The organism is Archangium lipolyticum (genome assembly GCF_024623785.1).
GTDB lineage: Bacteria > Myxococcota > Myxococcia > Myxococcales > Myxococcaceae > Archangium > Archangium lipolyticum.
Window position 1 is genome coordinate 224,892 of record NZ_JANKBZ010000013.1, and the last position, 23,195, is coordinate 248,086.

21 protein-coding genes are annotated in these 23,195 nt (G+C 67.8%); 12 read left to right on the top strand and 9 right to left on the bottom strand.

Annotated features, from left to right (window positions below; genetic code table 11):
• Window positions 1-195: 195 nt before the first annotated feature.
• From NR810_RS27095 to NR810_RS27110, 4 genes are all read left to right on the top strand, one after another.
• On the top strand, window positions 196-402 hold the full coding sequence (locus NR810_RS27095; RefSeq protein WP_257456534.1) for a CBS domain-containing protein: 207 nt from the start codon (window positions 196-198) through the stop codon (window positions 400-402).
• Window positions 403-466: 64 nt separating this feature from the next.
• The gene (locus NR810_RS27100; RefSeq protein ID WP_257456536.1) at window positions 467-1,162 is read left to right on the top strand and encodes a class I SAM-dependent methyltransferase; all 696 of its coding nucleotides are present in this window, start codon (window positions 467-469) and stop codon (window positions 1,160-1,162) included.
• 223 nt (window positions 1,163-1,385) lie between these two features.
• Window positions 1,386-3,356 (top strand): serine protease, encoded by a 1,971-nt coding sequence (locus NR810_RS27105; RefSeq protein ID WP_257456538.1) that lies wholly within the window; start codon window positions 1,386-1,388, stop codon window positions 3,354-3,356.
• 188 nt (window positions 3,357-3,544) lie between these two features.
• Complete coding sequence (locus NR810_RS27110) at window positions 3,545-3,970, top strand: hypothetical protein (protein WP_257456540.1); 426 nt, start codon at window positions 3,545-3,547, stop codon at window positions 3,968-3,970.
• Between the two features lie 38 nt (window positions 3,971-4,008).
• On the opposite strand, the gene NR810_RS27115 is transcribed toward NR810_RS27110, so the two are convergent.
• The gene (locus NR810_RS27115; RefSeq protein WP_257456546.1) at window positions 4,009-4,557 is read right to left on the bottom strand and encodes an SgcJ/EcaC family oxidoreductase; all 549 of its coding nucleotides are present in this window, start codon (window positions 4,555-4,557) and stop codon (window positions 4,009-4,011) included.
• 70 nt (window positions 4,558-4,627) lie between these two features.
• Complete coding sequence (locus tag NR810_RS27120; RefSeq protein ID WP_257456548.1) at window positions 4,628-5,863, bottom strand: MFS transporter; 1,236 nt, start codon at window positions 5,861-5,863, stop codon at window positions 4,628-4,630.
• Between the two features lie 45 nt (window positions 5,864-5,908).
• On the opposite strand from NR810_RS27120, the gene NR810_RS27125 reads away from it, so the two are divergent.
• The gene (locus tag NR810_RS27125) at window positions 5,909-6,475 is read left to right on the top strand and encodes a hypothetical protein (protein ID WP_257456549.1); all 567 of its coding nucleotides are present in this window, start codon (window positions 5,909-5,911) and stop codon (window positions 6,473-6,475) included.
• A 12-nt stretch (window positions 6,476-6,487) separates the two neighbouring features.
• Here the strand turns inward: NR810_RS27125 and NR810_RS27130 are convergent, their stop codons facing one another.
• The 7 genes from NR810_RS27130 to NR810_RS27160 form a co-directional block, all read right to left on the bottom strand.
• Window positions 6,488-8,287, bottom strand: coding sequence for a tyrosinase family protein (locus NR810_RS27130; protein WP_257456550.1), 1,800 nt, complete (start codon window positions 8,285-8,287; stop codon window positions 6,488-6,490).
• A gap of 22 nt (window positions 8,288-8,309) precedes the next feature.
• Window positions 8,310-9,011 carry a YebC/PmpR family DNA-binding transcriptional regulator gene (locus tag NR810_RS27135; RefSeq protein ID WP_257456552.1) on the bottom strand — a complete coding sequence of 234 codons (702 nt, stop codon included), beginning with the start codon at window positions 9,009-9,011 and terminating at the stop codon, window positions 8,310-8,312.
• Between the two features lie 95 nt (window positions 9,012-9,106).
• Window positions 9,107-9,604: a type IV pilin protein gene (locus NR810_RS52215; protein ID WP_306818541.1), complete on the bottom strand. Its 498-nt coding sequence runs from the start codon at window positions 9,602-9,604 to the stop codon at window positions 9,107-9,109.
• Between the two features lie 49 nt (window positions 9,605-9,653).
• A complete protein-coding gene (locus NR810_RS27145) occupies window positions 9,654-10,568 on the bottom strand; it encodes a hypothetical protein (RefSeq protein WP_257456554.1) in 915 nt (304 codons plus the stop codon).
• 135 nt (window positions 10,569-10,703) lie between these two features.
• On the bottom strand, window positions 10,704-12,863 hold the full coding sequence (gene ppk1, locus NR810_RS27150) for a polyphosphate kinase 1 (protein ID WP_257456563.1): 2,160 nt from the start codon (window positions 12,861-12,863) through the stop codon (window positions 10,704-10,706).
• Window positions 12,864-12,941: 78 nt separating this feature from the next.
• On the bottom strand, window positions 12,942-13,106 hold the full coding sequence (locus NR810_RS27155) for a hypothetical protein (protein ID WP_257456566.1): 165 nt from the start codon (window positions 13,104-13,106) through the stop codon (window positions 12,942-12,944).
• Between the two features lie 137 nt (window positions 13,107-13,243).
• Entirely contained in the window at window positions 13,244-13,798 is a 555-nt protein-coding gene (locus NR810_RS27160) for a hypothetical protein (protein WP_257456569.1), read from the bottom strand.
• Window positions 13,799-14,040: 242 nt separating this feature from the next.
• Here NR810_RS27160 and NR810_RS27165 point away from each other — a divergent pair, with 242 nt between their 5' ends.
• The 7 genes from NR810_RS27165 to NR810_RS27195 all read left to right on the top strand — a co-directional run bounded on the left by NR810_RS27165 (window position 14,041) and on the right by NR810_RS27195 (window position 23,111).
• Window positions 14,041-15,498: a beta-1,3-glucanase family protein gene (locus tag NR810_RS27165; RefSeq protein ID WP_257456571.1), complete on the top strand. Its 1,458-nt coding sequence runs from the start codon at window positions 14,041-14,043 to the stop codon at window positions 15,496-15,498.
• Window positions 15,499-15,699: 201 nt separating this feature from the next.
• On the top strand, window positions 15,700-17,514 hold the full coding sequence (locus NR810_RS27170) for an RICIN domain-containing protein (protein ID WP_407653840.1): 1,815 nt from the start codon (window positions 15,700-15,702) through the stop codon (window positions 17,512-17,514).
• A 112-nt stretch (window positions 17,515-17,626) separates the two neighbouring features.
• Entirely contained in the window at window positions 17,627-19,060 is a 1,434-nt protein-coding gene (locus NR810_RS27175; RefSeq protein WP_257456575.1) for a glycosyl hydrolase family 18 protein, read from the top strand.
• A gap of 202 nt (window positions 19,061-19,262) precedes the next feature.
• Window positions 19,263-20,393: an ABC transporter substrate-binding protein gene (locus tag NR810_RS27180; RefSeq protein ID WP_257456576.1), complete on the top strand. Its 1,131-nt coding sequence runs from the start codon at window positions 19,263-19,265 to the stop codon at window positions 20,391-20,393.
• Between the two features lie 18 nt (window positions 20,394-20,411).
• Window positions 20,412-21,200 (top strand): ATP-binding cassette domain-containing protein, encoded by a 789-nt coding sequence (locus tag NR810_RS27185; RefSeq protein ID WP_257456584.1) that lies wholly within the window; start codon window positions 20,412-20,414, stop codon window positions 21,198-21,200.
• Window positions 21,197-22,432 carry a sugar ABC transporter permease gene (locus NR810_RS27190; RefSeq protein WP_257456585.1) on the top strand — a complete coding sequence of 412 codons (1,236 nt, stop codon included), beginning with the start codon at window positions 21,197-21,199 and terminating at the stop codon, window positions 22,430-22,432. The genes NR810_RS27185 and NR810_RS27190 overlap by 4 nt, the downstream gene beginning before the upstream one ends.
• Window positions 22,433-22,499: 67 nt before the next feature.
• Window positions 22,500-23,111 (top strand): HAD family hydrolase, encoded by a 612-nt coding sequence (locus tag NR810_RS27195; RefSeq protein ID WP_257456586.1) that lies wholly within the window; start codon window positions 22,500-22,502, stop codon window positions 23,109-23,111.
• Window positions 23,112-23,195 lie beyond the last annotated feature (84 nt).

A 23,195-nucleotide genomic window follows, 5' to 3' on the forward strand; every position in this document is an offset into this window, starting at 1 on the left:
GCTCGAGGCGGAGTGGGGGAGGGGGGCGGAGCGTCCCCGCAATCCTTGCGGACACCGGGGTCGCCGCGCGCAAGCTTCGCGAGCAGGGCATCCCAGGACTTGTTCCAACTGGACTGGGCGCCTGCCCGTCACATCCAGCACACAGCCGCTCCTTCCGGGTGAAAAGAACCCACGAACCAAGGAAGGAGGTCTACCGTGAGCACGCTGGTTCCAAAGCCATGCAAGGATTTGCAGAACACGCTCATCGGGCTGGAGTCGGAGCGGGATGGCTTGCAGGAGATGTTACAAGGCGCCGCCACCACCTCGAAAGGAGGTCTGGTCGCACAGATCAGAAAGCTCAACAAACAGATCGAGAAGACCCAGAAGGCGTTGAACGCTTGTCTCGAGAAGCACCGGCCTTGATGAGGATTCCGGGTCGTCGTGACCCATCCCTCCGGGCTCCTTTGAAATCAGAAGCTCTTTCGCTATGGTCCGCTCGATGCGACAGACCGCCCTGGAGGCTGCGAAGGTGCTGCGCAGCTCACTCGTGCGCAACGGGCCCTCGCCTGCGACCTTCAGGGCGGCGCTGACCGGGATTCGCGCGGAGGACCGCGATGCCTGGCTGGACCTCCTGTGGGACATCGACGAGCTGCCCGAGGACGATCCCCTCCTCCCGCGCGGGTGCGTGCCGTACTTGCCTTGTCCCGTGGCAACGGTGCTCGAAGCCGTGCAGCAAGCCGCGGTGACGAGCGACGACGTTTTCGTGGACGTCGGATCTGGACTGGGACGGGCCGTCGTGCTGACGCACCTGCTCACGGGAGCCGGGTGCATCGGCCTCGAGCTCCAGCCTGGACTGGTGCAGGCCGCACGCGGACGCGCGGCGTGGCTGAACCTGAGTCGCGTGCGCTTTGTCGAGGGCGACGCCGTGGACCTGATCCGCTTCATCACCATCGGCACTGTTTTCTTCCTGTACTGTCCTTTCGGCCAAGACCGGCTCCAGCGCGTCCTCGACGACCTGGAACACACCGCGCGTACTCGGCCGATCCGGGTCTGTTGCGTCGGCCTCCCGCCCCTGGACCGCCCTTGGCTCGCTCCGGTCCCATCCACATCCGTGGACCTGGTCGTGTACCGGAGCACCCTGCACCAGGACCGACCCTCACCAACCCCCATCAAACTCCCATGACCGGGTATCGGCTCGCCCCATCGGCCCCGGTTGACTTCGATTGAGCCGGGTTCGTGCTGCTTTCGACTCGCAGCGTGGCGGGTGAGAGATGACCCACGTGCGAAGGTCGAAGCGGTTCGCGACTATTCCTGGTATTTTAGGATCTGGAAATGTCGGGGTTATCTGTTACAACAGTTACTGTTGCACTTACAACTTCCTCGATGATGGGAGATCGGGAACCCTGATGAAGAACATCCGATTGGCGTGTCTCGCCGTGAGCCTCGCGTTCTGCGCCACCGCGCAGGCCGCGGCGCCGGAGAGCGAAGCGGTGTGCAAGGCGTCACCGGCGTCACAGAGCATCCGAAAGGTGGGCGAGGAGGTGGTGCGCCGCCTCGAGTCCCCGCACCCGTACGCCGCGGTGGAGCAGCGTGGCCTGAGGGGGATGCTCCACAAGGACACCATCACCCACCCCGGGGCCTCATACATCGCCCCGCATTTCGCCACGCTCGAGCTCGAGGAAGGGGACTACGTCGTCGTCCGCTCACCGGATGGCTCGCGTTCCTGGCGCTATGACAACACGCACCCTCGCGCGCGAGATGGCTTCTGGGGCATCCACATCCCCGGAGACACCGCCATCATCGAGCTGCACAGCAAGGCGGTGGACCGCCGCGGTGTGCTCAACAAGTACGGCTACCGCATCGACAAGTACGCGCGCGGCTACGCGGCGCAGGAGCTGGGCACCGCCAGCTTCGAGACCGAGGCCCTGTGTGGCGCGGATGACTCCGGCTGGGCCCGCTGCTACGAGACCAGCGAGGCGCAGATCTACAACCACGCCCGGGCCGTGGCGCGCCTGCTCATCAACGGCACCAGCGCGTGCACCGGCTGGCTCGTGGGCAACCAGGGCCACCTGCTGACGAACAACCACTGCATCAGCGCGGCCGCGGATGCGCAGAACACCGATTACGAGTTCATGGCCGAGGGGACGACCTGCTCCACCAGCTGCGCCTCGTGGGGCGCCTGCCCGGGCACGGTGGTGGCCACCAGCGCCACGCTGATCAAGACGGATGCCCCCCGGGACTACACGCTGCTGCAGCTGCCCACCAACCCCACCGGCACCTACGGCTTCCTCCAGCTGCGCTCCACCGGCGCGGTGCTCGAGGAGCGCATCTACGTTCCCCAGCACCCGTCGGCGTACGGCAAGAAGATCGCCGTCACCTCCACCGCCGCGTCTGACGCCTCCGGCTACGCCGAGGTGTACAGCCTCGACGCGGCGGCCTGCCAGAGCGGCGGCCCCAATGACGTGGGCTACTACGCGGATACCCAGGGCGGCTCCTCGGGCTCGCCGGTGCTCGGCTACGCCGACCACCAGGTGGTGGCGCTGCACCACTGCGCCAACTGCCCCAACCGAGGCGTGCCCATCCAGTCGGTCATCAGCCACCTGGGCAGCAGCCTCCCGCAGTGCGCCATCCGCAGTGAGGCGTGCCCGGACCCGTGGGGCGCCAACGGCGAGCCGCCTCCGCCGCCGCCTCCTCCTCCCCCGCCTCCCGCCGAGTCCTTCACCTACACTGCCAGCAACACCAACAGCGCCCAGCAGAACACGGTGAACCAGAACATCACCGTCAAGGAGGGTGACGTGGTGGAGGTGGGCACCTGCAACCTCACCGGCGCCACCGCCTCCGGTGACACCTACCTGCGCCTGTTCGATGGCTCGAGCGTCCAGGCCGCCTCCAACGACGACTCCTGTGGCGGCAACTCGTCCTACCTCAAGTACACCGTGCCCGCGGGCAAGGGCGGCACCTACGCGATTCGCGCCGGCTGCTACTCGAGCGGCTCCTGCGGCGGCACCGTGGTGTGGAAGATCACCCCGGGGACGACCCAGCCGCCTCCCAATCCCACGTCCGGCTCGTTCAACTTCAGCGCCAGCGACACCCAGAGCGCCACCCGCAACACCACCAACTACGACGTGACGGTGGCCGCGGGACAGACGCTCAAGCTCGGCACCTGCACCGTGGCGGGCTCCTCCGGCACCGGTGACACGTACCTGCGGCTCTTCACCGCCGCCGGCGCCGAGGTGGGCTCCAACGACGATTCGTGCAGCAGGCTTTCGTACCTGAGCTACACCGTCCCGGCGGGCGCGGGCGGCAAGTACCAGATCCGCGCCGGGTGCTACTCCACCGGTAGCTGCAGCGGCACGGTGGCCTACACCATCCAGTAGGCCCTCCGCGCTTCGTGGTTCTCATGACGGCGGCCCTCTTTCCGGGGGCCGCCGTTCTTTCGTCGAGAGGACCCCATGTCAGCCTCAGGGTGTCGAGGAGCCAGTCGAGTCACGACGAAGTGACTTGGCTCCGCATGGCGGAAGTGCTTGCCTCCGCTGTTTCCTTCACCTTGGAAAGGTTCTCCTCCATGCGGAACATCCTCGCGGCGTCTGTGTCCCTCCTCTCACTCTCCCTGCTCGGCTCCGTGGCCTGTGGTGGCACGGTTTCCGAGCAGGCCCAGGTGCTGTCGGAGCAGAAGCAGGGCCTGAATGCCGTGGGCACCGGCTGCTCCTCCGACGCGCAGTGTTCGACGGGGCTGTGCTGGACCGTGGAGGACTCGTATCCCCTCTACAACCCGGCGTGGATCAGCGCCGACAGCTGCACCGAGGAGTGCGGTGGCCCTGGTGACAACGCGTACTGCCAGCAGCTCGCTGCGGAGTTCAACGCCCCGAATCCCGGTGCGGCGCGATGCATCACCGCCCGGGGCGTCTATGACAACAACCCGTACGACCACATGGTCTACGTGTGCGACCTGATCCCCGCTGGTCTGGGCAAGGTCCACTGGGTCGAGTAGTCACGCGCGCGCGGACGGTGCGCATGGCCAGGCGGGGACTACTGGCCAGCCGGAGTGCCCTGGGGCCGCGAGGTCCCGGGCGCGGGCGTGGGCTTCACGTCGGTGTTCTGACCCGCGACGATCTCCCACCGCTTGCCGTTCTTCTTCATCACGTAGCGCATGCGGGTCTTCAGCACGCCGGCCTCCGTGGGCTGTACGCCGGGAGGCAGCCCGGCATACCCGGTCACCACGTGCTCCATGTCCGTCACCGCCACGTCGCCACCGAGGAAGCGCACTCCGGTCACCGTCACCTGGGTCCGGCTGCCCTTGAAGAGTTTGTCGAAGACGAAGGCGTGCCGCGTCTCGATCTCCGCCCGGCCCTTGAAGACCGTTCCGACGATGTTGATGAACTCGGCATCCGGAGCGAAGTCCTTGCTCCATGCGGCCGCGTCCGAGCGGTTCCAGGCCTCGGTCTGATCCGCCACCAGCTTGCGGATGGCGGCCTCATCCGCGCCCCGCGCCTTGGCCGACTCGGCGGTGGCTGGCGGCACGAGCACGAACGTCAGGGCCACGGCCGCGGTCGTCATGAGATGGAAGAAGGCTTTCATGTGGAATCTCCTGGATGGAATGGGGTGAGCAAAGCACGGGGAGCGCGTTTCCTGGAGCGCTTCCGTCCGCTTACGGTCCGCCGGCAGCGTCATCGGAGGACGCTGGCGCGGCGGCCAGGTGACGCTCCTCGATGCGGGAGCCCGCCGCGAACGCGATCAACCCCGTGCCGAGGATGGCCATGGTCCATGACAGCGACCACTCGGCGAGCAGCCCGATGAGGGGGTTGATCACCACGATCGCCAGGGTGCGCACCATCGAGACGAAGGAGAGCACCGTGGCCCGCTGGTTGGACGGGATGTGGTGATTGATGTAGGCGCTGAAGAGGGGGATGCGCGGCAGGCTGAAGGTGAAGCCCAGGATGATCCCCACGATGACGAGTGGGGTCCACCGCGTGGCCCCGAGCATGAGGAAGCTCACCCCGGCGAGGACGGTGGCCCCGAGCAGGAGCCTCCTCATCGAGCCGATCCACCGCTCGATTCGCGCCACGTTGCCGAGGAAGAGGATCTGCCCGACGCACGAGAGGGCATGCACCACGCCGAAGAAGCGGAGGGGCACCCCACTGCGCTCGAGCAGCGGCTGGAACAACCAGATGAGCCCCCAGGCCAGCGCGTTGGTCAGGGCCAGCTCGATGGCGAGCAGCCGGACGACCTTGTGGCCGAGGAAGTACCGGCCTCCCTGGGTGAGGATCCGCACGTAGCCGGTCCGGGTCCGCCGCTCCTGGCTGGACGTGGGAGGCTCGCGCAGGGTGAGCGCGAGCAGGAAGGCGAGGGTGGCAGGGAGGACATAGGCCCGCATGGGAGCGCTCAGGCCGAAGGCGCTCGCGATGAAGCCCCCGATGAGCGTCGCGGTGATGATGCCGCCGAGCTTGAAGGACTCCATGCGGCCGAGGACGTGCGCCGCCCGCTCCGTGTGCCCGGTGGCCTTGAGGCTGTCATAGGCGAGCGCCTCGTCCGCGCCGGAGTGGAGCGTGTAGGCGATGGCGAAGACGGCCTCGGCGGCCATGAACACGGGGAAGGCGGGCCGGGACACGTAGAGCAGCGCGGCGCCGATGGCCACCAGGCTGCCCAGGGCGAGCGACACCTTGCGGCCCAGGTAGTCCGCCACGGTGCCGGTGGGGACCTCGAAGAGGAAGTTGCAGAGGAAGAACCAAGCGTTGAGGTACAGCACCTGCGCCAGGGAGATGCCGCCCCAGTCCGTGAAGAACGGCACGAGGACCGCGGAGAAGAACTGCATGTAGAACAGCAGCCGGATGGCCTGGAGCTTCCAGATGTTGGAGCCCAGGCGAGCGTCCGAGTCGGTCGGCATGGGCGCGCATTCTGCATCCGCCCGGGTTGGTGGCACCATGGGCTCATGACTCGGAAGCTGTTGATGTTGTGGGTGTCCCTCTCGCTCGTCGCCTGTGCCCGGTCCACGGCCTCCCAGCGCGACGACGCGCCGGTGAACATGGAGCTCAAGTCCTCGCTGTCGGTGCTGCTCGACCACCGGAGCGAGCTGGCCCTCGACGAGGACCAGGTGAAGCGGTTCGGGGAGATGGAGCTCACCCTGCACGAGAAGAACGTGTTGCTCCAGCAGCGGCTCGAGGAGCTGCGCGCCCAGCACAAGGTGGCCGAGAAGTCCTGGCACGGAGGCTACAAGGGCGGCGGCACCCATGACGTCTATGGCGGGAGGGGCGGAAGCTCGACCGCGCCGGGGGAGGCGGAGGATCAGCAACGGCGCGCGAGGAGCCAGCGGCTGGAGCAGATGCAGTCCACGCTGCGCGAGATGCAGGACAACGACACGCGGGCCTATCTCGAGGCGGAGACGCTGCTGCGCGAGGAGCAGAAGCCCCGGGCCCGCGAGCTCTTCTCCCAGGAGCGCGAGAAGCTGTTCAAGCGGGTGGAGGCGATGATCCTCCAGGTCCGGCGCAAGGGCTTCTGAGCCGGGTCCTCTTCAGGTCGAGGCGTGGTGGAGCCACAGGTTGCGCGTCGCGACCTGGGGCCGCGCGGAGAGGTCCGCGATGCGCTGTCCCGGAGGGAAGGGCCGGTTGAACGGGTAGCCCGGCTCGGGATCCAACTCCGGGTCGGTGAGCAGCACCATCAACCGCACGAGCAGGCCCTCGTGCCGGCCGCGAGGCAGCAGCAGGTGGGCGGGCCAGCCGCGCTCGTGCACCACGGAGGACAGCCGCGAGGGCCGGTGGATGACCTCCCGCCGCGAGGGCCCCAGCGTGTGGGCGAACCTGTCCAGCTCCATCCACATCCGGCGATCCTCGGCGAACGCGTCCGCCGCGAGGTAGATGCGCACCGTCACCGTCTGCTCGCGGGGCAGCGGGTTCTCCACCCGGAAGAAGTAGTGGAACGGGTCGTGATCGAGGTGCGGCTTGAGGAGCTCCCGTCCGTCCGGGAGCCGCACCGGTTGCCGTGCCATGTGGGTGCGCAGCGTGTGCGTCGTCACGGAGAAGGCCGGAGGAGGGCTGTCCCAGTTCTCGCCGCCGAACAGGGCCTCGCCCCAACGCTGTCCGTCGAAGTCCGGTGCTGTGGCGCCGGGGATGTCCCGGTGCATGCACAGGAGGATGTCCGGGCTCTGGTGCGCCGGAGCCGTTCCATCGCCGAGCCACTTGCGCATCCGCACCTGGGGCGCGTCGGACAGGTCGTGCGGTGGCAGGTGGGCGCTCTGCCACGCGTCGAGGATGTCGTTCACGTGGCGGTGCCAGCGGTAGAAGAGCGGATCCCTCGCCGCGGTGGCCGGGGAGGCCATGACCCCGGGAAGGCCCGTCCTGTCCCGGGGGCCCGTCAGGCACGCGAGGAGCACGTGCCCCAGGTGGTGGTGTGAGCCGTAGGGGCCGAGCGGATCCGCCCAGGCCTCGCCATCCACGGAGCCCCTGTTGGACTCGGCCGTGTCGGCGAGCTGCTCGAGGCTGTCGAGGAGGATGGGCGAGTCCCCGTGCCACAGCAGCCCCGAGGAGGCCGCGGTGAAGAGCCGGTCGCGGCGCGTGGCGTGATCCGTGATGCCGTAGCCGGGGATTCCCCTCGGGCTCAGGCCCGGAGGCCGGGGCGCGAAGCCCGGGAGCTGCGGGTCATAGCCCTCGTTGATGGGGGAGGCGTAGTCGCTCAGGGGGACGACGCGGGGCATGCCGAACGCCAGCCGCTCCGTGTCGTAACGGGCCAGCAGCTGCTGGTGCGTGTACCAGAACAGCTCGCCGCGCCGGTCCGGGAGGAGGCGGCGCTGAGGGTTCGTGGGATCCGGGTATCCGGCCGCCGGGTGATGCGCGTGCCACGTGTCGATGTGGTCGTTGAGCCCGGTGTCCTCGCGGAAGTAGTCGAGCCAGACCTCCGCGCCGGGGGTGCCAGGGTTTCCCTTCCGGGGCAGCTCCTGGCGTTGCGAGGGCACCACCAGCCGCGGAGCGCGCTCCTGCAAGGGGGGCACGGACAGCACGCGGCCCTCGGGGTGGTGGGCGATGAAGACGCGCAGCGCGTACTTCACCCACTCGGCGTCTCCCTGCCGCGCCTGCTGCTCGGCCTCGTCGAGTACCGCCGACAGTCCCGCCTCTCCGGGCCGGGCATTGGCCAGCTCCATGAAGCGGGCCGCCAGGGACACCGCCTGCTCCTGGTGGGAAGGCAGGAAGGGGAGGAAGCGCTGGCCGGGGGAGGGGGGCACCAACGGCGCGAGCTCCCCTCGGGGTGTCATCGGCAGCGGAGGAAGCGGGGACTCCCGACACAGCAGGGCCCGGGCCCGGGCGTGCAGCTCCACCATCAACCTCCTCCGGCCACGGGCCTCACTTCAGGCCGACGTAGATGTTCTGGACGTCGTCGTCCTCGTCCATGGCCTCGAGGAACGACTCGACCTCGCTCCGGGCCTCACCCTCGAGGTGCACCGGGTTCTTGGCGATCCACGCGAGGTTCTGCGAGCTCACCGTCCAGCCCATCCCCGTCAGGGCCCGGCTCACCGTGTCGAGGTCCGTCGCGGCGGTGAGGAAGCGGGTGGCGCCCTCCTCGGCGGCCTCCAGGTCCTGCGCGCCCGCCTCGATGGCGGCGGCCTCGGCATCGGCACCGCCCTCGGGAGGCGTGGCCTCGATGACGCCCAGGCGGTTGAAGTCCCACGACACCGCGCCGCTGGTGGCGATCTGCCCCTTGCGGAAGAGCACCCGGATGTTGGTGGCGGTGCGGTTCTTGTTCTCGGTGAGGCACTCGACGATGACCGGCACCTGGTGCGGGGCGAAGCCCTCGTAGGTGACGAGCTCGTAGTTCACCGGCTCATCCAGCAGCCCGGCGCCCTTCTTGATGGCGCGCTCGAGCGTGTCGCGCGGCATCGACGCCTTCTTCGCCTGCTCGACGGCCATGCGCAGCCGCGGGTTGGTGGAGGGGTCGGCTCCCCCCGCCTTGGCGGACACGATGAGTTCCTTGACCAGCTTGGTGAAGAGCCGGCCCTTCGCGGCCGCATGCTCGGTGCGGCCCTTGTGTTTCCACTGCGCGCCCATGGTGTGCGCTCCTACCTCATTCGGGGTCCGGGTTCACACGATTTCGACCGGGACGGGGCCTGGCAGCCGGGCCCCGGGAGGAGCGGCCGGGCGGCTCAGAACGTGATGTCGTCGTTCACGATCTCCGAGTCCCACTGCCACAGGCCATCGCGCAGCTTGTACCGGACGATCCGGACGTTCAGCACCCCGTCATGATCCAGATCGCTCTTGGCGGTCACCTCCAGGACGTCGTCCTGCGGCTTGGTGACGTCATAGGTGTAGTAGAGGAGGCCATCGGGCTGCCAGCCCAGCGTCGCCCACCCGGGCAACGTCTTGTCGAAGGGCTTCTTGGTGCCGTACTCCGTGCCCGCGGGGTTCTGCGCCAGGCTCGTCAGTCCACCCGGCAACGAGTTGTGGACCGACCAGTACTCGGACACCGTGCGGATGAGCGAGGTGATCATCGCATCCCGCTCGGCCCGCTTCGTGCGCATCTGGAAGCTCTGCATCTGCGGAATGGCCACGGAGGCCAACAGGCCGATGATGCCGACGACGATCATCAGCTCGATCAGGGTGAAGCCCTGGTGCTTGCGGCGGTGAAGCGTCGGGTGAGCCATGACATACCCCCTTGAAGGGTGGAAGGCGTGGTGAAGAGGTGCGGGTGGGTCAGGGGCTGCCAGTGTCGGCGGTGGCCGGAGCTTTCGGCGCGGGACTGAGCAGCCAGGTTCCCGGATCCAGCTCCTTCACCTCCAGACCCTTGGCCTTCTGTTGCTCGAGCCACGCCCGCAGCTCTGGAGAGGCCGGGCCCACGAGCGTCGAGCGCACCACCTGGGTGCCGGTCTTCGCATCGGTGGTGATGAGCGTGTTGTTCGGCGCGCCCGTCTGGTTGGACGGCTGGCTCCTGGGCATGCTGGTGAAGTGGTACGCGCCCACCGCGAGCATCACCACGGCCAGGGCGGAGATCTGAAGGAGCTGCACCTTCTTCCTGCGACTGGCCTGCTCCTGACTCTCCGTATCGAACGACACCTTGCCGGTGGCGGCGGGTTTGTGGTGCGCCACGGGAGCGGGGGCGGGGGGCTCCGGCTGGTTTGACGCCGCCTTCACGTCACTGGAGAAGTCGACGGCCTCCTGGGTCAGCGTCTCCCAGGTGCGATCGATGGCGAGCCCCAGCTCTGGCGTGGAGGGGGTCGCCGCCCGGAGCGTCTCCAGGGAATGGTCCACCTCGGCCAGCAGCGCGTTGAGCGCCTCGGAGTCCACCTTGCCCCCAGCCGTCAGCAGCAGATCCCTCGCCGCCGCCAGGCGCCAGCGCGCCACGAGCGCCTCGCGCAGCGCGTCGGCCTGGCCATCCACCAGGAGGGCCTCGCGCTCGGGCTGGGTGAGCTTCTCCAGGAGCTTGCGGGCTCCGGGCAGCGACACCGCCAACGACAGCCTTCCGCGCAGCACCTCCAGCGCCTGGGCTTGCGAGGGCACGTTGCCGGGCCACATCGCCGGTTGCTCCCGTTTCCTGGGGGCGGGGGCCTGCGCGGCGACCGCGCTCTCATCCGGGGTCGAGGGAAGTTGGGGATCCTGATCGTTTGACATGGGCCACGCGGGTTGACGAGTGCTCCCATCATCCGATCGGTGGGGGCCTCAATACAATCGGCTCTCGGAGCGCGTTGTCCGCGTGGATGTTTGCAGTTGCAACGGAGCCACGATCTACCCGAGAGGACGAAAGAATCAGGACAGGGGACGGCCGCTGGTGGCCTGGGCCATGCGCACCGCGCGCTCCATCATCTCACCTTGGGCCCAGCGTCTCTCACCTTCGGGGACGCGCCGCTTCCATGCGCCGTCCGCGTCGAGCACCCAGGCGTGGGTGTTGTCCGCGAGGCACCGGTCGAGCAGCTCCCGCACCTGGGCGAGGAGCTGGGGATCCTCCACCGGGGCGAGGGCCTCCACGCGGTGGTCCAGGTTGCGCGGCATGATGTCCGCCGAGCCGATGTAGCAGCGCGTCTCGCCCGCGCGCTCGAAGGAGTAGATGCGCGAGTGCTCCAGGAAGCGGCCGAGCGTGGAGACGACGCGGATGTTCTCCGAGACGCCAGGGACGTTGGGGCGCAGGCAGCAGATGCCGCGCACGTTGAGGTCCACCTTCACCCCGGCGCGCGAGGCGTCGTAGAGGGCGCGGATCATCGCCGGGTCCACCAGCGCGTTCATCTTCATCTGGATGCGCGCGGGTCGCTCGGCCGAGTGGGCGGTGATCGTGCGGCGGATCTCCTCCAGCAGGCCCTCGCGCATGTTGATGGGGGCCACCAGCAGCTTGCGGAAGGACTTGGGGCGGGCGAAGCCGGTGAGGAAGTTGAAGAGATCCGCCACGTCCGCGCCGATGTCCGGATCCGTGGTGAAGAGCCCGAGGTCCGTGTAGAGCCGGGCCGTCTTCGGGTTGTAGTTGCCGGTGCCGACGTGGACGTAGTGGCGCACCCGCTCGCCCTCGCGGCGGACGATGAGGATGGCCTTGGCGTGCGTCTTGAGCCCGGGGATGCCGTAGACGACGTGCACCCCCGCCTCCTCCAGCGCGAGCGCCCAGTGGATGTTGGTGCGCTCGTCGAAGCGGGCCTTGAGCTCCACCATGCACACGGCCTGCTTGCCGCGCTCGGTGGCGCGGATGAGCGCGGGCACCAGCGGGGACTTGTCCGACGTGCGGTAGACGGTCTGCTTGATGGCGAGCACGTCCGGGTCCTCCACCGCCTCCGCTACGAAGCGCTCCACCGAGGTGGTGAAGGACTCGTAGGGGTGGTGTACGAGCAGGTCGCCCCGGCGCATGGCCGACATCACCGTGCCGACCTCACCCCCATCCCCCTCGGCCTTCAGGCGGGGCTGGGTGACGGGCGTCCACGGCGGATCCCTCAGCTCGGCGAAGCCCGGCGTGGACACCACGGCCATCAGGTCCGCCAGGTCCAACAGGCCCTGCTCCTCGTAGATCTGCCGCGGCTCCAACCCGAGTGCCTCCACCAGGGGCTCGAGCATCTTGGGATTCATTCCCGCCTGGACCTCCAGGCGGATGACGTCCCCGAAGCGGCGCTGGCGCAGCTCGGTCTGCACGGCCACCAGCAGATCCTCCGCGTCCTCGGAGACGGTGAAGTCCGCGTCCCGGGTGACACGGAACAGCCCATGGTCGAGCACCTCCATCCCGGGGAACAGGGCGCCCATGTGGTGGGCGATGATGTCCTCGAGCGGGATGAAGGATGTGCCCCCCTTGAGCGGGACGAAGCGCGGCAGCAGCTCCTTGGGCACCTTCACCCGCGCCACGTTCTCCGTCTCCGTCACCGGATCCCTCAGCAGTACCGCCAGGCTGAGGGAGAGGTTGGAGATGTAGGGAAAGTGCCGCCCCAAGCCGATGGCCAGCGGGGTGAGGACGGGGAAGATCTGCTCGCGGAAGCGCTGCTCCACCAGCGTGCGCGCCTCCGGGTCGAGCTCCTTCATGGAGAGGATGCGCAGGCCCTTGTCGGCCAGGGCGGGGCGGAGCTGGCGCTCGAAGCAGTCGTTGTGGCGCCGGCCCTGCTCGAGGATGCACTCGTGCAGCCTGTCGAGCGTGTTCCCCGGGGTGGCGCCGTCCGGGACCAGCCGGGCCACGCGGCCGCGCACCTGCTCGTGCAGGCGCGCCACACGGATCATGAAGAACTCATCGAGGTTGCGGGCGTAGATGGCGCAGAACTTCACCCGCTCCAGCAATGGCACCGACGCATCCTCGGCGAGCTGGAGCACCCGGTTGTTGAAGGCGAGCCAGGACAGCTCCCGGTTGAAGAACAGGTCGCTGTCCGGCACGTCCGTTCCAGGCGGGATGACGTCCCGCTCCATGGGTTTGCTGGGGGTGTTCCGGTTGGAGGATGCGCGCTTGGGCATATCCGCTCACTTGGTGATGGAGGAGCGGTGTAGCAAGACGGGCCCGGGGCTGTGTGAAACTTTGGCGAGAAGCCCCCATCACCCGCTGCGGTTCCCCTTGGGCATCCTTCTCGTCTCGCTGCCCTTCTTCTTGTCCTGCCGCGGCACCTTGGGCACCTTGTTGCGGCCTTTCCGGCTGCGGTCCGTCGCCTTGGAGGCTTCGGCCTGCATCTTGTCGGCCTTGGATCCACGAACTCCTGCCATGTCACTCACCTCCTGGGTTCTTCCAGGAAGGTGGGTACTGGACAGTGCGTGGGCACGGGCCCGGAGGGGACGGCAGGGCGCACGCAGACGGGGCGGGCGAGCGTGAGCCCCAGCCGCCGTGCGCCCGGGCGCGGTCCTCAGAGCTGCGCGGCGACGGGCTCGGACTCCCACTGGCGGCGGGCCCAGCGCTTCGGGCTCCGGGACGGCCGCTCCTCCCGGGGGAGCATGCCCCGGGGCTCGACGAAGTAGAACTGCTCCGGGGCGTGCGCCGCCTTCTGTGCCGCGAAGCACTCGGCGTGGGCCTGGACGGACAGCACGCAGATGTCGAAGCGGTTGCCATCCTCGTCCTGGCGCACGACGGTCCAGCCCGCCAGGGGCAGCGGCTCCTCCACATCCGCGCGCCAGGTCACCTTGTCGGTGGAGATCCCCAGGTGCGCGAGCGCGTGCTCGACCTCCAGGTGCGCCATCCACACCAGGGCGGTGGAGGACTGGCGCGCGTGCTCGACGATCAGCTCCAGGCCGCAGTCGCAGCGGAAGCTCCAGCGGTCCTTGGGACCCAGACCATCTCCATCCGCGTTCCGCACGTGCGGAGGCCCGAGGCGCCGCTCGAGCTCGGCTCGGGACACCTCCAGGAAACAAGCACTGCGGTGCGTCTTCCAGAGCACCGGACGGTTCGAGGGGAGCGGCTTCATGGGGTGGCCTCCTGTGTGGAGGGGAAACGTAAACATCAGCTGTGACTGGACTACGGGGCGAAGCCCCGCGGGCACGTGAGACGTCGGATCCTGGACGAGTGAGGGGGGGAGGACGTCGTCATGTTGACGTCTCGGGCCTGTCTCGATCTGTTGGAAAATCAAATTGTACGAGAAAACCCGAAAAAAATGGTTCGTCGCTCCATCACCTCGTTTCACGACTTCCACGTTGTGAGGACAACGACATGCCAATCACGGAAATGCGGAACGCGGGTTGGAAGGCCGCGTGGCGCGTGGGCGCCGCGGGGTTGATGCTCACCACGGGAGTGGCTTGCGACAGCCAGAGCGAGCTCGTAGAGGACGGCTCCCTGGAGAGTGCCACGCAGCCAGTCATCGTCGGCAGCCGGTATCAGGCGGAGAACTGGTCCTCGAGTGGGACGACGGCCGGCGGGGTGTTCAACGAGGGCGGTGGCGAGGGGCAGTCCGTCGCGGGCTTCCAGGTCAACGAGCAGATCCACTACCCCTCGGTGAACTTCACCGGGGTGGATCAGATCCAGTTCCGCCTCGCGGCGCCCTATGGCGGTGGCCGGGCGGAGATCTGGGCCGGCGCGGTGGGCAGCGGCACGAAGGTGGGGACGGTGGATCTCACCTCCGCCACTGGCGCCGACTGGAACAGCTTCATCACCCGGACCGTCAGCATCACGGAGATCAGCGGCACCCACTCGCTGTACCTCAAGGGCGTGGCGACGGGTGGTGACTGGCTGTTCAAGCTCGACTGGTTCGAGATGCACGACACCGGGGGGACCCAGCCGCCGCCGCCTCCTCCTCCCCCGGGCACCGTCCCGGTCAAGGTGACCAACAGGTGCCCGTTCCCGCTCAACGTGACGTTGACGGGCGTGTACAGCATCCCGCTCGAGAAGGACGCGGCGGGCAACCCCGTCTACCGCAACCTCGCCACCGGCCAGAGCTACACCTATGCGACTCCGGCGAACTACCCCAGCGGCCGCGTGAGCGCGTATAGGACCCTTCCGTCGCCCTCGTCACCCCGCGAGCTGGAGAAGGCCGAGTTCACGCTGGAGAAGCCCAGCGGCGGCTCGCAGTTGCTGCACTACAACCTCACGTACGTGGACCACGTGGGCCTGCCCATGCAGATCAGGGGTGTTGGCACCGGCTCCAGCTGTGTCCAGGTGCAGTGCAACAAGTCCGCGAGCGCCATCCAGACGGCCATCGCCAACCAGTGTCCGGATGGTCTGCGCTACACCATGGGGGGCGGCACCATCTGCCTGGCTCCGCGCTCCTTCTGCCTCGATGGGGAGTACGCGAGCGATCCGCGCCGCGCCTCCGTCTGCACGCGGCTGGATGGTGAGATCGCCCGCTGCGCCAGCAAGTACCCCGGCGTCTGCACCCCGGGGACGGCGAAGTCGGCGCAGGTCTACGCCTGCTCGCCGCCGTTCTTCGACATGAGCGCGAAGTGGTGCGCCGCGCTGAACCGCGGAATGTTGGACGCGCCCGACAGCACCACCGTGTCGCAGTACTACAACACCGGGAAGCCCTACAACCAGTACTCCAAGTGGGTCCACGACCAGTGCGGCGCCGTCTACGGGTTCGCCTATGACGACTACCCGATGGCCGCCAACCAGGCTGGTTTCTACACGTGCACCGGCGGGCAGCAGCTCGAGGTGACGTTCTGCCCGGCGGGCTGAGTTCCCCGCGAAGAACCCCTCCACGCAGCACCCCGTGCCCGGATCCCTTCCAAGGGGTCCGGGCCTGGTTCATTGTCGAACCAGACCTTTTCGATGTCTCAGGAGATTCGAATGCAGCTGGACCTGTTCTGGAACCGGAGTGTGTGGCGCGGGCTGGCGACCGCCTCGCTCCTCGCGAGCGTGCTTCCTCCGGCGAGTGCGATGGCCGCCGGAGAGTCCGTGCAGATCTGGGTGACGACCACCTCGGGCAGCTCGCTCTCCAAGAGGCTCAGCGCCGAGCCCACCCGGAACTTCGGTCCGGAGAGCAACACCTCCACGGTGATCGACGTCAACCCCGCGACCACCTATCAGACCATCGATGGCTTCGGTGGCGCGCTCACCGACTCGTCCGCGTGGCTCATCTACAACTCGCCCCAGCGCAACAGCATCATGAACGAGCTGTTCAGCGTGGGCGCGGGCGCCGGGTACAACATGATCCGGCTGCCCATGGGCGCCTCCGACTTCGCGAGGAACAACTACTCCTACGACGACACCTGCTGCGATCTGAATGACTTCTCGGTGGGCCACGACACGGCCTACATCATCCCGCTCCTGCAGCAGGCGCGGCAGCTCAACCCCGAGGTCAAGGTCCTGGCCGTGCCGTGGAGCGCTCCGGGCTGGATGAAGTTCAACAACTCCTTCACGGGGGGCGGGTACCTGCGCAACGACCTCTATGGCATGTATGCCAATTATTTCGTGCGTTTCGTCCAGGCCTACAACAGCTACGGCGTGCCCATCCACGCCATCAGCATGCAGAACGAGCCGCACAACGCCAACGGCACCTATGCGACGATGCAGATGGAGTCGAGCGATCAGTCGAACTTCGCGGCCCAGAACCTCCGGCCCGCGCTGAACAACGCCGGGTTCGGCTCGGTGAAGATCATCGCCTGGGATCACAACTGGCACGACGGCGGCGGCCCCGCCGGTTTCCCTCACGAGGTGATGAGCCACAACAACGGCCAGGCGCGCTCGGCCGTGGCGGGTGTGGCCTATCACTGCTACGAGAGCCCCCAGGACGCCTACGGCGTCCAGACCGACTTCCACAACGCCTTTCCCGACAAGGAGATCCACTTCACCGAGTGCACCGGCGGACGCTGGGCGACGAACCAGGCCGCGAACCTGGAGTGGGAACTACAGCACAACGTCTTCGGCCCGCTGCGCAACTGGGCTCGCAGCTCGCTGTACTGGAACATCGCGTTGGATCCGAACAATGGCCCCTACGTGGGGGGCTGTGTCGACTGCCGTGGCATGATCACCGTGAACAACGGCAACGGCACCTACACCAAGAACGAGGACTACTACGTCTGGGCGCAGCTGGCGAAGGTGGTGCGCTCCGGCGCGGTGCGCATCGCCTCGACGTTCCAGGCCGACGGCGGCATCCAGACCGTGGCCTTCAAGAACCCGGATGGCTCGCTGGCGCTGGTCGCGCTGAATACCAACGACACCAGCACCATCACCTTCAAGGTGCGCTGGAGCGGCCAGTCCTTCGACTACACGCTGCCGCCGCGCTCGGTGGCCTCGTTCAAGTGGGGCGGCAGCGGTGGCGGCACCCCCACCGCCTACCGGATCGTGAACAAGGCCACGGGCAGGTGCGTGGATATCGCCGGGCCGAGCACCGCCGATGGCGCCAACATCCACCAGTGGGCCTGCCACACCGGCGCCAGCCAGCAGTGGTCGATGGAGCCCACCGACAGCGGCTACTACCGGTTCGTCTCGCGCTATAGCGGCAAGGTGCTCGACGTCGCCGGGCCGAGCACCGCCGATGGTGCCAACATCCACCAGTGGACGTCCTTCAACGCCACCAACCAGCAGTTCAAGCCCGTGTCGCTCGGCAATGGCTACTACCGGCTCGAGGCGCGCCACAGTGGCAAGGTGATCGACGTCACCAACTGCACGAGCAGCGGCGACGGGGCCAACATCCAGCAGTGGACCTGGTCCAACAACGACTGCCAGCAGTTCCGGCTCGAGCAGCTGTAGGTCCCGGTACGGAACTCGTACTCGAGGTGAAAAAGTATCTGGAACGCTCGCTCATTTGACCCTGAATGAGCGAGCGCTCCCTCTGTGCACACGAGACAGGAGGGATTCTCGCGTGCGCACCGCATTCCAGCTCAAGACCCTGGCCCTTGGGGCCGCTTTCCTCGCCACCCTCGTGGCGTGCTCCGGACAACCCGATGCCGCGGCCGCCGACGAGCCGGTGGCCACCCTGGAAGAGCGAGCGCTCTCCACCAAGGTCATCGGCTACGTCCCCACGTGGTCGGGCGACATCAACGCCATCCAGTACGACAAGCTCACCCACATCAACTACGCCTTCGTCCTCCCCACGGCGCAGGGTGGCCTCACGGGGTTGAGCAGCGGGGACGCGCGGCTGCGGTCGCTGGTCCAGACGGCGCACTCCCGGGGCGTCAAGGTGCTCATCTCGGTGGGCGGCTGGATGGATGGGAATGACTCGCCCTTCGAGCAGCTCGCCGCCAACGCGAGCACGCGCACGGCCTTCGTCAACAACGTGGTGGCCTTCGTGGAGCAGGCCGGGCTGGACGGCGCCGACATCGACTGGGAGTGGCCGGAGGCCGGGGCCTCGGCCAACAACTTCGGGTTGTTGATGCGCGAGCTGGGCGTCGCGCTCCACGCCCGCGGCAAGCTGCTCACCGCGGCGGTCCTGGCCGTCGGCGGCGAGGGCATCCCCACGTCCTCCTTCAGCGACGTGGATTTCCTCAACATCATGGCCTACGACGCCGGCTATCCCCACTCGACGTATGACCTCGCCGTCCAATCGCTCAATTACTGGCTCGGGCGCGGTCTCCCCAAGGCGAAGGCGGTGCTGGGCGTGCCGTTCTACGGCCGCTCCCCGTCGGGCGCCTATACATATGCCCAGCTCGTCGCGCAGGACTCGCAGGCGCCCTACAAGGACAACGTCGGCGACGTCTATTACAACGGAATCTCCACCATCCAGGCCAAGGCCCGGCTGGCGCTTCAGCAGGGCGGCGGTGTGATGATCTGGGAGCTCTCCCAGGACACCACCACCGCGACCTCGCTGCTGCTCGCCATCTACCAGGTGGTCGGTGGCGGTTCCTCCAACCAGCCTCCAGCCGTGAGCCTCACCTCGCCCGCCAACGGGACGTCCTTCACCGCTGGCAGCACCATCACCGTCAGCGCCAACGCCTCCGACGCGGACGGCTCCATCTCCAAGGTGGAGTTCTTCGCGGGCGGCACCAAGATTGGCGAGGACACCACCGCGCCGTACAGCATCTCCTGGGCGAACGTGGCGGCCGGGAGCTACTCGCTGACGGCCCGCGCCACGGACAACGGCGCCGCCAACACCACCTCCGCCGCGGTCTCCATCTCCGTCACCGGCACGGGGGGCGGCTCCTGCGCCGGCGTGGCCGCGTGGAGCGCCTCCAAGGTGTACGTGAAGGACGATCAGGCCACCTACGGCGGCAAACTGTGGCGCGCCAGGTGGTGGACCCAGAACGAGGTCCCCTCCGGCGCCGAGTGGGGTCCCTGGGCCCTGGTCACCAACTGCTGATGCAAGGGCCGTGGTGACTGTCAGCTGCTGAACGCGCTTGTCCGTTAGACGCACCGCGGCAAGCGCGGCAGCTGCGGTTCCCTGGGTTCTCGTCCACCGGGATGGTCTTGGTAGCGCTTGCACGATTGCGCCTCTCCAAGCAGGATTCGCGCCTTCCCAGGTTCAGCACCCGATCCAACTTCTACAGGGAGGCAGATTCTAGATGCGCTCTTCGTTCACACGTGTAGGTACCCCCGTAGCACTGGCCGCCCTGATGCTCCTGTCGTCGGCCTGCAAGAGTGAGAAGAAGGAGACGGCCGCGGGCGGTGAGACCGCCGCGAAGTCGGGAGTTGCCGCGGGCGGGAAGATCGCCCTGCTGCTTCCCGAGTCGAAGACCGCCCGGTACGAGTCTCATGACCGCGTGCACTTCGAGCGCAAGGTGAAGGAGCTGTGTGCCGAGTGTGAGATCATCTATAGCAACGCCGATCAGGACGCCTCCAAGCAGCAGAACCAGGCCGAGGCGGCGCTGACCAACGGGGCCAAGGTGCTGGTGCTGGATCCCGTGGACTCGGCCTCGGCGTCCGCCATCGTGACGCGCGCCCGGCAGTCCAAGATTCCGGTCATCAGCTACGACCGCCTGATCGTCAACGCGGACGTGGACTACTACATCTCGTTCGACAACGAGAAGGTGGGCAAGCTCCAGGGCCAGGCGCTGGTCGACAAGCTGAAGGCGGACGGCAAGGGCAGCGGCACCATCGTGATGATCAACGGCTCGCCCACCGACAACAACGCGAAGCTCTTCAAGGCGGGCGCGCACTCGGTGATCGACGGCAGCGGCCTGCAGGTGGGTGCCGAGTACGACACCCCGGACTGGAGCCCGGACAAGGCCCAGCAGCAGATGGAGCAGGCGCTCACCTCGCTCGGCAAGGACAAGATCGTCGGCGTGTACGCGGCCAACGACGGCACCGCGGGTGGCGCGATCGCCGCCATGAAGGCCGCCGGTGTCTCGCCGCTCCCGCCCGTCACCGGTCAGGACGCCGAGCTGGCCGCCATCCAGCGCGTCCTCGCGGGTGAGCAGTTCATGACCGTCTACAAGGCCATCAAGCCGGAGGCGGAGACCGCCGCCGAGCTGGCCGTCACCCTGGTGCGCGGCGGCACGCCGGCCCCGGGCCTGGTCAACGGCAAGGTGAACAACGGCCAGAAGGACGTGCCGTCCATCCTGCTCAAGCCGGTGGCCGTGACGAAGGAGAACGTCAAGAGCACCATCGTCGCCGATGGGTTCTGGACCCCCGAGCAGCTGTGCGTCGGGGCTTACAAGGATGCCTGCGCCGTGGCGCAGATCCAGGCCCCCTGACGTTTCGAGGTTCTTCTGATGTCCCAGACCCCATTGCTATCGCTCCGAGGCATCTCCAAGCGCTTCGGGGCCGTCCAGGCGCTCACCAAGGTGGACTTCGAGGTCTACCCGGGTGAGGTGGTGGCCCTCGTTGGAGACAACGGAGCAGGGAAGTCGACCCTCATCAAGGTCATCTCGGGAATCATCCCCATCGACGAGGGAGACATCCTCTTCGATGGCAAGCCGGTGACGCTGGGCATGCCCCAGAAGTCCACCGCGCTGGGAATCGCGACCGTGTACCAGGATCTCGCCCTCTGCGATAACCTGGACGTGGTGGGGAACCTGTTCCTCGGGCGCGAGCTGGCCGCCAAGGGTGTGGGCGGGCTGCTGGGTTGGCTCGACGAGACGACCATGGAACGCCAGTCCGCCGAGTTGCTCCAGCGGCTCGCGGTGAGCATTCCGAGCGCGCGCACACAGGTGGCCGCGTTGTCCGGTGGCCAGCGTCAGTCCATCGCCGTGGCCCGCGCGATGATGGGCTCGCCGAAGATGGTGCTGCTGGACGAGCCCACGGCGGCGCTCGGTGTCGCGCAGACACGGCAGGTGCTCGATCTCATCCGGCGGCTGCGCGAGCAGGGCCTGGGGGTCGTGGTCATCAGTCACAACCTGGCGGACGTGTTCTCCGTGGCCGATCGCATCATCGTGATGCGCCTCGGCCGGCGGGTGGCGACGTTCGATGTCAAAGCGGCGAAGGAGGTGGAGGTCGTCTCCGCCATCACCGGCGCCATTCCATCGGGCGAAAGGGCCCAATCCATGGGGGTGCAGCCATGAGCGCTGCTCCGAATGCCATGCCAGCGATCGACCCTCGCCTGATCCAGGACGAGCCGGGGCTGATGGGAGCCCTCAAGGGCTTCCGCCGCCGTATCTCTCAGGGGGAGTTGGGGAGCCTGCCCGTTCTCATCGGGCTGGTGGCCATCTGGGTGACCTTCTACCTGGCCAATGAGCGCTTCCTCTCCGCCGTCAACCTCACCAACCTCATGCTGCAGATCGCCGCCATGGGGATGATCTCCGCGGGCATCGTGCTGGTGCTGTTGCTCGGGGAGATCGACCTGTCGGCGGGCGCGGTGAGCGGCCTGGCCGCCGCCGTGATGGCGATCCTCAACGTCAAGCTGCAGTGGGGGGCCGTGCCCTCGCTGCTGGCCGGACTGGGCACGGGCGCGGCGATCGGGCTGTTCCAGGGCATCTGGATCACCCGGTTCCGGGTTCCCTCCTTCGTGGTCACCCTGGCCGGGTTCCTCGGATGGCAGGGCGCGCTGCTCTACGTGCTGGGCGGTACGGGCACGGTGAACCTGAACGACCGGCTCATCACGGGGATGACCGGCACGTTCTTCGAGCCGTCCATCGCCTGGCCGCTGGTGATCCTGATCGTCATCGTGGATCTGGCGACCGTCGCCCTCGAGCGGGCCCGGCGGGCGGCGGCGGGGCTGCCGCTGCCACGGATCCGCTCCACCGCCATGCGGGTGGTCCTCACCTCGGGTGCGCTGGTGGCGGCCACCGCCATCTTCACGCAGGATCGCGGCCTGCCGCTCGGGACGCTGATCCTCGTGGGCGTCGTCCTGCTGCTCGAGACGGTGCTGGTGTGCACGCGCTTCGGCCGTCACGTCTTCGCGGTGGGCGGCAACATGGAGGCGTCGCGGCGCTCCGGCATCCGGGTCGAGCGCATCCGGGTCGCCGTCTTCACGCTCGGCTCCACCCTGGCGGCCGCGGGAGGCATCCTCGCCTCCTCGCGACTGCTGGCGGTGAACCAGTCGTCGGGCAGCGGTGACATCCTGCTCAACGCCATCGCGGCGGCGGTGATCGGCGGCACCAGCCTCTTCGGTGGGCGGGGCTCGGCCTGGTCGGCGATCCTCGGGGCCCTGGTCATCGGCTCCATCTCCAACGGGATGGATCTGCTGGCGCTGTCCTCGTCGGTGAAGTTCATGGTGACGGGCGCGGTGCTGCTCGTGGCCGCCTCCATCGACGCCATCTCCCGGCGCGGCCGTCAGGCCTCCGGCCGGGCCTGAGAGTCGTTGTATACCGGTGGCCGCCGGGCACTCCGTCCGGCGGCCACTCTCCGTTTCTCCCGACACCATGAATTCCCAACCGCTCCTGCCCGTGTTCGACATCGGCGGTGTGTTCCTCGACTGGAACCCGCGCTACCTCTATCGCAAGCTGTTCACCGATGAGGCGGCGATGGAACACTTCCTCTCCACCGTCTGCACGTCGGAGTGGAACGTGCTGCAGGATGCTGGCCGCACCTGGGCCGAGGCCATCGCCGAGCTGTCCGGGCGCTTCCCGGAGCATGCCGAGCTGATCCGCTGCTACGACACGCGCTGGGAGGAGATGATCCCGCGTGTCTTCGAGGGTACGGTCGAGCTCCTCAGAGCCTTGCAGGCCCGGGGTCCGGTGTATGCGATCACCAACTTCTCGGCGGAGAAGTTCGCGTATGCCAAGACGCGCTGGCCGTTCCTCGCGAGCTTCGATGGCTGTGTCGTCTCGGGGGAGTGCCGGATGCTCAAGCCGGATCCGGCGATCTACCGGCGGCTCTGCCAGCAGTACGGCCTCGAGCCCTCGCGCTGCCTGTTCATCGACGACGTGCAGAAGAACGTCGACGGGGCGCGCGCGGTGGGAATGCAGGCGGTGCGCTTCGAGAGCCCCGAGCAGCTGCGCGCTGAGCTGGTCGCACGCGGAATGCTGACGTAGCCCGCCCGGGCCGCTCCTCCGGGACGCGGACGTGGACATGCTGACCCGAAAAGCCGGGTCCGGCCCTCTCTTACTCGGGCCGTT